Source organism: Mucilaginibacter sp. P4_C11 (assembly GCF_056402115.1).
In genome coordinates, this window is sequence record NZ_JBFUIA010000005.1 from 256794 (window position 1) to 265582 (window position 8789).

7 protein-coding genes and 1 pseudogene are annotated in these 8789 nt (G+C 45.0%); 5 read left to right on the forward strand and 3 right to left on the reverse strand.

The genetic code is table 11. The features are described from left to right. Positions 1–36: 36 nt before the first annotated feature. The 5 genes from AC1DU2_RS06915 to AC1DU2_RS06935 all read left to right on the forward strand — a co-directional run bounded on the left by AC1DU2_RS06915 (position 37) and on the right by AC1DU2_RS06935 (position 4498). Positions 37–984, forward strand: a complete 948-nt coding sequence (locus AC1DU2_RS06915; RefSeq protein ID WP_477383492.1) for a ketopantoate reductase family protein — start codon at positions 37–39, stop codon at positions 982–984. 77 nt (positions 985–1061) lie between these two features. Next, positions 1062–1952, forward strand: coding sequence for a helix-turn-helix domain-containing protein (locus tag AC1DU2_RS06920; RefSeq protein WP_477383493.1), 891 nt, complete (start codon positions 1062–1064; stop codon positions 1950–1952). 80 nt (positions 1953–2032) lie between these two features. Then, entirely contained in the window at positions 2033–2770 is a 738-nt protein-coding gene (locus tag AC1DU2_RS06925; protein WP_477383494.1) for an SDR family oxidoreductase, read from the forward strand. A 285-nt stretch (positions 2771–3055) separates the two neighbouring features. After that, the gene (locus AC1DU2_RS06930; RefSeq protein WP_477383495.1) at positions 3056–3931 is read left to right on the forward strand and encodes a diacylglycerol/lipid kinase family protein; all 876 of its coding nucleotides are present in this window, start codon (positions 3056–3058) and stop codon (positions 3929–3931) included. Between the two features lie 15 nt (positions 3932–3946). Beyond that, positions 3947–4498 carry a protein-tyrosine phosphatase family protein gene (locus AC1DU2_RS06935; RefSeq protein WP_477356314.1) on the forward strand — a complete coding sequence of 184 codons (552 nt, stop codon included), beginning with the start codon at positions 3947–3949 and terminating at the stop codon, positions 4496–4498. A gap of 469 nt (positions 4499–4967) precedes the next feature. On the opposite strand, the gene galA is transcribed toward AC1DU2_RS06935, so the two are convergent. The 3 genes and pseudogenes from galA to AC1DU2_RS06950 form a co-directional block, all read right to left on the reverse strand. After that, positions 4968–7820 carry a beta-galactosidase GalA gene (gene galA, locus AC1DU2_RS06940; RefSeq protein WP_477383496.1) on the reverse strand — a complete coding sequence of 951 codons (2853 nt, stop codon included), beginning with the start codon at positions 7818–7820 and terminating at the stop codon, positions 4968–4970. A gap of 208 nt (positions 7821–8028) precedes the next feature. Then, positions 8029–8313 carry a DUF6958 family protein gene (locus AC1DU2_RS06945; RefSeq protein WP_477356310.1) on the reverse strand — a complete coding sequence of 95 codons (285 nt, stop codon included), beginning with the start codon at positions 8311–8313 and terminating at the stop codon, positions 8029–8031. Positions 8314–8612: 299 nt separating this feature from the next. Continuing rightward, a pseudogene (locus tag AC1DU2_RS06950) lies at positions 8613–8789 on the reverse strand (ISAs1-like element ISChth1 family transposase); the annotation flags it as partial.

Genomic DNA, 8789 nt, shown 5'->3' on the forward strand with positions numbered 1-8789 from the left:
TAAAACTATACAAACAAAACGTGCAAATAAAACGTTATGGAATCAGTATCTGAGCAAACTATAAAGGTTGATACAAACATATACATTATAGGCAATGGCGTTATTGCCAAGGCTTTGGCCGTGGCCCTAACCCTAAAGGAAAAACAGGTTACCATCCTGCGCGGTAGTGTTGATGATCAGCCGACCAGCCGCGAATTGCTGGAGATAGAAACGGATAATAATACCCTGCAGGCCGAAGTAACCATCAGCACCTTAAATAATTATACGCAGCTTGATGGGCTTATTTTGTTAACCAACAAATCATTCGGCAACCAGGAACTGGCCGAAAAGCTCAAATTCAAAGCAAAGCATTCACCCATTGTATTCCTTCAAAACGGCCTTCATATTGAAGATAGTTTTATCGGCGCGGGCTTTACCGAATTATACCGGTGTGTACTATTTGTAACCAGCCAATCGGTATCAACTAATAAAGTAAGGTTCAGGCCGGTTGCATCATCGCCCATAGGCGTTATTAAAAGTTCATTTGATAGCCTGGATAGTATTGTTGATGAACTGAATACCGGTGTATTTTCATTTAGGCCCGAGGTAAACATCCAAACGGTGATCTGGAAAAAAGCAATCAGCAACTGTGTGTTTAATTCGATATGCCCACTACTCGAGATTGATAATGGGGTATTTCACCGCAATGAAGCAGCCTTGCAGATAGCCAAAACAGTAATTGCTGAATGCGTTGCGGTAGCCAACCAGAACAACATCCGGCTAACAGAGCACGACGTACTTGAAAATGTACTGACAATCAGTAAAATGTCCGACGGGCAAAAAATATCTACCTACCAGGATATACTTAACAAACGGGAAACGGAGATTGAAACGTTAAATTTTGCAGTAGCCAAAGTAGCCCAGCTGTCTGGCAACATTAAAGTTCCGGTTACCGCTTTATTAGGCGAAATGACAAAACTTAAGTCGGAGCTGTTCAGGATGTAGGGCTTGTCTTATCAACCGGCAAATAGCTAATATTGCAGTTGGTTTGAATTTCATAAATTAGTCAATAGCTTTACATCATGAGCAAAACTAAAATTACAACCCAGCCCTTTAGTGATTTTATCCCCGCTTTAAAAATAACCGACCAGTTTACCGTGTATGAACGTAAGGAATTTGCGCGCAAAACGGTGCCGTATAACCGCAGGGACTTTTATAAAGTATCGCTCACGCTAAGTACCGGCACGTTGTACTATGCAGACAAAGCGGTTAGCATAGACAGGCCTGCCTTAATATTTTCTAACCCGAGGGTGCCTTATGCCTGGGAAGGGATTTGTGAATCGCAGGAAGGCTTCTTTTGTTTATTTAGCGAAGATTTTTTAAAAGGGAATAACCGCGATTTAAACCTGCAGGATACGCCGCTGTTTAAAATTGGTAGCGACCCGGTTTTCTTTGTCGACTCTGCACAGCTCATTTATATCAGCGGGATATTTCAAAATATGCTCCGGGAGTTCGAATCAGACTATATGTATAAATTAGACCTGTTACGCAACCACCTGAATTTGTTACTGCACGAGGCCCTTAAAATGCAGCCATCGGTTAATTATTTTAAGCCGCAAAATGCATTGGTGCGCGTCGCCTCTCTTTTTTTGGAATTATTGGAGCGGCAATTCCCTGTTGATACTCCCCAGTACCAGTTAAAATTGCGTACCGCGAATGATTACGCGCTGCATTTATCCGTACACGTTAATTACCTGAACCGTGCTGTAAAAGAAGTAACGGGCAAAACAACAACAGAGCATTTAACAGAGCGGATGGTGATGGAAGCCAAAGCGCTGTTGCTGCATACCGACTGGAACATTAATGATATTGCTTACAGCCTGGGTTACGAGTACCCTACTTATTTCAATAATTTTTTCAAAAAGCAAACCGGGGTAACGCCAAGTTCGATGAGGCAGCCAAATTTGGTTTGAATTTCTTAGTTTTCGGTTTGATAACCTTTAACACTCACCCTTAATAAGCGGCGACCTTTGTATGATCAAAACAAAAAATAATGGATCATATTAAAGGAAAAGTAATTGTAATTACCGGTGCAAGCAGCGGCATAGGGCATGCAACCGCCAAGTTGCTTGCCCAAAAAGGCGCCATTGTTGTACTTGGCGCACGCAGCCTTGATAAACTTGAGCAACTGGCCAGCCAAATAAAAGCCGAAGGAGGCCAGGCCATGTATGCAGCCATCGATGTAACCCAACGGCAACACCTGGAAAAACTTATAGCACTGGCACTTGCCACCTACGGCAAGCTGGATGTGCTTATAAATAATGCTGGTATAGCGCCCATCTCCCTGATGGATGAATTACAGGTTGAGGATTGGGATATGATGATAGACGTTAATATTAAAGGCGTGTTATACGGTATAGCAGCGGCGCTACCTGTTTTTCGCAAACAGGGCTTTGGCCATATTATTAATACAGCCTCGACAGCCGCACTAAAAGTTACGCCTGCGGCGGCTGTTTACTCCGGAACAAAATTTGCCGTGCGCGCCATCTCGGAGGGATTACGCCAGGAAGCCGGCCCCAATTTGCGGGTTACCATAATTACACCGGGCATCATAAAAACCAAACTTGTTGACTCGATAGCCAGCCCCGGCATCAAAGCGCAAATAGCCGAAGCGATGGATAACATCGCCATATCACCGGATGCCATTGCGCGGGCTATGGCCTATGCCATAGAGCAACCTGCCGATGTTGATGTAAGCGAGATAGTGGTGCGCCCCACGGCGCAGGTTTAAGATGTTTATAGCAGCAGTTGAAATTTAAAGCATGTTGTGAAAAGGGTGGTTTTGTAAACCACCCTTTTTTATTACCTTCCATTGTGAAAACTTTATCTAAGCTAAAGCCCCACCTTTATATTACAGGTAGATTACTGATAGTAAATAATAGCTTTTGCTACGCAGGACGAATCGGAGATTGAAAAATAATTGCCTGGGTAGCTTTGATGGACTTCTGTCACGACTTCCGCCCAAATAAATCAAACTATTACCTATCTTCCCTGTTGAAAAGCCGAAGGTTAAGCAATGAAATTTAAACACATCCACTTTATTATCAACCCGGCATCAGGTAAGGAAGAGCCTATACTCACCTACATTAACCAGGTTTTTGACGGCAGTGCCATCAAATGGGACGTATCTGTTACCCAGCGCCACAAAAACCCCGGCGATATTGCAAAAAAACTTATCGGTAAAACTGATTTAATTGTAGTGTATGGCGGCGATGGGTCTGTAACAGACACGGCCGGCGCTTTATACGGAACCGATACACCAATGGCCATTATTCCTGGCGGCACGGCCAACGTTATGGCAAAACAGCTGCAAATTCCGTTGGATAGCATTTCTGCTCTTGAACTCATAAAAAGCCACCACACATTAAAAGCCGTTGATATGGGCCTGGTAAACGGCCATCCTTTTTTATTAAGGGTTAACCTGGGTATCATGGCCGATATGATTTTACAGGCAGACCGCGGGCTGAAGGATACCATTGGCCAGCTGGCCTACGGTTATACTGCTATTAAAACCATGGTAAACGCCACCCCGGTAAAATACAAGCTGAAGATAGACGGCAAGGAGATAGACGAAACGGCCGTTTCGCTCACGATAACCAATTCGGGCAATATTGGCATTGCCGGCTTAGATATGCTGCCCGGCATCAGCATAACAGATGGTTTGCTGGACGTAATACTGATGGGCGATAACGATTTAACCTCGGTATTAAAAATTGCGGGCAACACCTTACTGCAAAACCAAACCGAGGCCTTAAAGCATTGGCGGTGCAAAAATATAGTTATACAAATGGATGCCGAACAGGCTTTTATCCGTGATGATTGCGAACAAAAGGCGAAAAAGTTAACCATTAAAGTTGTACCGGCAGCTATCAATATATTAGTGCCGCGTTAAAAACAACAAAACAATATGCTTGCAAAAATTAAAAGTATTTTAAAAGTGGTTTATTTATCGGCCCAAATGGCTTATGATAATGCTTACCGCATAATAACCGGCCTTCCTCAACTTAAGCGCTGCCAGATAACCGCCAACCTGTACTTAGGCAGCCAATATAATTTGGTGGGTTTGCGCAAACTGAAATCTTTAGGCGTTACAGCAATTATAAATATGCGGATGCATTCCATTTATAGCGGCGCACAATACAAAGGCTTCCATTACCTGCATTTGCCCACGCCCGACAATACCCCACCGCCGCTGGATGTATTAAAGGAAGGGGCCAACTTTGCCGATGCAGCCGTAAAAAGCGGCGGCAAGGTATACATCCATTGCCGGCAGGGCCTTGGCCGCGGCCCAACCATGACTATTGCCTACTTGCTTAAAACAGGTTTAACTTTTGACGATGCCCTTGCAATGGTAAAAAAAGTGCGCACATTTATTAACCCGCGCAAAAGCCAGGTTGAAGTATTGAAACAACTGGAACAATTTTACCAGGAGCACCCGGCAGAACAAAGCATTATTTAGATATCACAGCCCCGGGGAGACCGTCGAGGTACGAAGCAATCTCCCACTATGCTTCATGTTTGTGAGTTTCGAAATTACCTTGTAGAAGCTACCGCATCGGCCCGCTCATGGCCGCGGGAGGCCTAGTCCTTTTTGTCTTGAAACAAAAAGTACCAAAAAATTCAAGTCAGCAGAAATGCTTCTTTGCCGCACGGGCCTTTGCCCTGCAAAACGGCCAAAACCTGGCTGGGATTATTTTGCCCCAGTGCATTTAGCCCCACTCTGCAAAAACTCCCTATGCCCTGCCTTCGCACAACCCCGCATCGTTTTGTCCGTTTTCGCCCGAAGCTGTTCTGCTGACAATTTGGGGAAGACGAAAGCTTTTACAAAAAAGCAGCCTTGACAGTCAATAACTTTAAAATAAACAATTGACAATCAGATATCTATAACCACACTCTCAGAACTCAAGACTCCCGACTCAAAACTATCTTTACCTATCAGCATTAATAACGATTTTCTTTTCTTTTAACCCTGCCGATGTAGCGGTTAAGATGATTGGCCCTGTATGGCTTCCGTCTGATTGGATGATAACCTGGGCCAGGCCGTTAAACAGCTTTCTTTTCCAGCCTGCCGCAGGGGCTTTAAACTGAATTACGCCGGGGTCCTGGTTTGGGTTATCCCAGGGGTGTAGTTTTTTGATGGGCAAGGCAACAACAACTATGCTATTTTTTCCCGGCTTTAAAAAGGCTTTGCTGATGTTAAACACATCCTGGTCTTTATGATAATCAACATTGGCAGCCAGCAAGTGACCATTAAAATATACCGATTGCTTGCGGCCGATACTTTTATAAAAAAAGGTGAGCGGGCTTCGCGTTAAATCATCGGTTAAATTAATACTGCCGCGATAAACCCAAGCTTTTATGCTGGTATCGCTAATATTGGTAAACGCCTTTTTCCATCCGCTATCATCAAAGGTTTCGGCTGTTTCAATTTTGCGGATGGTATCGGGAACCGGCAACTCTTTCAAGGCTTCGATAGGCATATTTACTATCGTTTCCAGGTACTTATCAGGCTCAAGCGAGGTTGGGTTGCCGTTGCCTACCCCTATAATTCTGCCGGGCCCTTCAATTTTAAAACTTACTTCATTATTGGCATCGGGTACCGCTAATCCTTTTTTATCAAGCAGGCTAACCTTAATTACAGCTACATCCTGCGCATCGGCTTTCAGGGTATTTTTATGGGCTTCAAGGGCGATGGCTTGCGGGGTGCCGGTAGTTTGTACGGTTTCGGTTAATACCTGTTTGCCGCCGGTATAGCCGATGGCCTTTAGCGTTCCGGAGCTGTACGGAACCGTCCATTCCAGGTGCCCGTTTTTGGACATGGCTTTTTTGCCCTGGGTTTTGCCGTTTAAAAATAGTTCCACTTCATCGCAGTTGCTGTAGGCCCAAACGTTTATGGACTGGCCCTCTTTACCTTTCCAGTTCCAGTGCGGCAGCAGGTGCAGCATCGGCTTGTTGCCCCACCAGGCCTGCAGGTACCAGGCATCATCCTTAGCAAAGCCGCACTGATCGAGCATCCCAAAGTACGACCCTATTGATGGCCATCCATAAGGTGTAGGTTCGCCCCGGTAATCAAATCCCGTCCAGATAAACATACCTGCTAAAAATGGCCGTTTGGCATAGTATTGCCAGCCCTCTTCAATGCTATAAGCATTGGGCCTTGGCTTGGCATCGTAAGCAGATTTATAATGGAGCGAATCGTTGGTGAAGTAAACCCCACGGGTAGCAAAGGTCGATCCTTCCTCGGTGCCCCAGCCCTTTTGCTGCGGGAATTTCTGGTGTTGCGCGTCGGGATTTTCCTGTGCTATGTAGTTAAAGCCTATTAAGTCCATCACACCCGATAAACCCTGCCCCCAACCACCACTAAATGCCGCGGTAACCGCACGGGTGGTATCCAGGCTTTTTACAAAGCCCTGCATGGTGGTCGCAATTCGTGCGCCTGTCTCCGAGTTTTCTATTCCCCACTCCTCGTTACCTACCGACCAACTGATCACGCTTGGATGGTTGCGATCGCGGTCAATCATTTTTTTCAGGCTACCCAGGTGGTATTCATCAATGCCCATCAAGCGATTTTCGTCAATCACCAGCATGCCCAAACTATCGCAGGCATCCAGCAATTGGGGCGTAGGCGGGTTATGCGAACAGCGATAAGCGTTACTACCCATCTCCTTTAAACGGGCAATTCTATAGTACTGCAGTTCGTCGGGTATAGCTGTACCCACTCCGGCATGCTCCTGGTGGTTATTGGTGCCTTTTATTTCCAGCCGTTTATCGTTCAGGTAAAAGCCGGTGTTGGCATCAAAACGCAGGGTACGTATGCCAAAGCGCGTTACATATTCATCAACAGGCACATTATTTATCAAAATGGTGGTAACCAAACGGTGCAGGTACGGCGTATCAACCGACCATAATTTAGGGTGCGCTATTTCCAGTTGGCTGCTATACTCTCCCGTTTTAAAAGGTTGCAAGGTATGGCCGTCAGTTTGTTTGGTAGCCAGCAAACGGCCTTGGCGATCATATACTTTTTGTACAATGGCAAAATTATCGGCCCCGGTATCGTAATTACTTACATCGGTTTTAACTGTTAACTGTGCCTTACCAATCCCAACAGTGCTGCTCACAAATGTGCCGTTGGCAGCAATATGCAGCGGCGATGTTTTATTGAGCCATACATGCCTGTAAATACCCGCACCTTCATAAAACCAGCCTTCTTCCATGGTGGCATCTACCCTTACAGCGATGGTATTATCGCCGCCGTAGTTTAAAAGCTGCGTAATGTCATATTCAAAACCATTATAGCCGCTTAGCTCGGTACCCAGGTAATGCCCGTTTACCCAAACGGTAGAGTTGCGAAAAACGCCATCAAATGCAATGGTGATATGGCGGCCGTAATCCTGCTGTGGTATAGTAAACTTTTTACGATACCAGCCTACGCTGCTTTCCGGGAAATTGCGGCCCAAGGCTTTAAAACCGTGACTAAAACTGGCCCTTTCGCTAAAACCAAGTTCGGCAGCCCAATCGTGCGGCAAATCAAGCTTGCGCCAGGGCCTGTCGTCAAAATCAGCGGCGGCGGCGCCATCGCCGTAGCCTGCTTTGGCAAAATAAGAGAAATAGCTGGTGCCGTTGTTAAAATCTTTGGCGGCATCAAAAGGGTGGCCATAAGCAAACCGCCAGCCTGTATCTATACAAATATGCGCCCTCGATTTTTGCCCGGCGCCAGCCGTTTGTGCTGACACAATTAAAGGACAAATAGATAACAACAGCAAAAGGCGCAACGTTTTCATATATATTGGATAAGCACTGATTTTTTGAATTGGGATTTATAATTTGCCCCTAAAAATAAGTGTTAAAAACACAGCTATCTTAAAAAATGTGCCTCGTTGAAACTATCTGAGCACATTTTGGTAAAATAGTATCGAAACAGGGAGAAGCTAAAAGCAAAATACCTAAGGCTTAAAGCTAACACATTAATTTACTGTGAAGCGCAGTGGGTTAAAGTTGATGAATGCTGTAAACCGGCGGCTTGGCCGTGTTTCGTTTTATGATATCGCGTGCCTCAAGATCCAGCTTCACGGTTTCGCCGTACCAGTGGGCGTTGCCGGCGAAGGTGGCATGCACCTTATCGTGAAGGGCCTGCATGAGCTGGGTATGGGTGAGGCTTTGCTCCTGCAAAATTTGCAGTATGGCCGCTTTGATCACTTCATACTTTTCGGCCGAGATAATTTTGTTTTGTTTTTCCTTATCGGGATGTAAGGTTTGTATCCTGGCTTCTGTCATATTATTTGGCGATGTGATGGTTGCTAGGCTATAAATTCCCCGGCGACTTAAAGTTAAAAAAATACAGAATTAACCTTTAGTTCCCCCGCATAAACTATTTGGTTAAAGGTAAACTGAAATGTTGTCAGGTATCCAAAATTGCACAATCGGCTATCAATAAGCACACTGTATTTCATAATCCAACATAAAACTTATATTTGACTACAGCACCGTACTTATAACCTTAAAACCATGAAACAAAAAAATACTTTTTATTTAACAATCGCCTTTGTTATCGGGTTACTTGCAGGGCTGACGCATTAGAAATTTTTATTAGCGATAAGCGTTAACAGAAATTTATGGTTCCAACCAGCCATTTTTCGTTTGGCCTTCAGGCTGGCCTTGCTGGTTTTATCAGCTTTCAGAATATTTAAGGCTATTTTTCTGACGACTGCCAGGTTTTGAGCGGCCTGCCTGTTGCGTGTGGTATTGTAGTC

Bases quoted from the DNA above. Each gene is read 5' to 3' on its own strand.
- AC1DU2_RS06915 (WP_477383492.1), top strand. From the start codon at position 37: ATGGAATCAGTATCTGAGCAAACTATAAAGGTTGATACAAACATATAC.
- AC1DU2_RS06920 (WP_477383493.1), top strand. From the start codon at position 1,062: ATGAGCAAAACTAAAATTACAACCCAGCCCTTTAGTGATTTTATCCCC.
- AC1DU2_RS06925 (WP_477383494.1), top strand. From the start codon at position 2,033: ATGGATCATATTAAAGGAAAAGTAATTGTAATTACCGGTGCAAGCAGC.
- AC1DU2_RS06930 (WP_477383495.1), top strand. From the start codon at position 3,056: ATGAAATTTAAACACATCCACTTTATTATCAACCCGGCATCAGGTAAG.
- AC1DU2_RS06935 (WP_477356314.1), top strand. From the start codon at position 3,947: ATGCTTGCAAAAATTAAAAGTATTTTAAAAGTGGTTTATTTATCGGCC.
- galA (WP_477383496.1), bottom strand. From the start codon at position 7,820: ATGAAAACGTTGCGCCTTTTGCTGTTGTTATCTATTTGTCCTTTAATT.
- AC1DU2_RS06945 (WP_477356310.1), bottom strand. From the start codon at position 8,313: ATGACAGAAGCCAGGATACAAACCTTACATCCCGATAAGGAAAAACAA.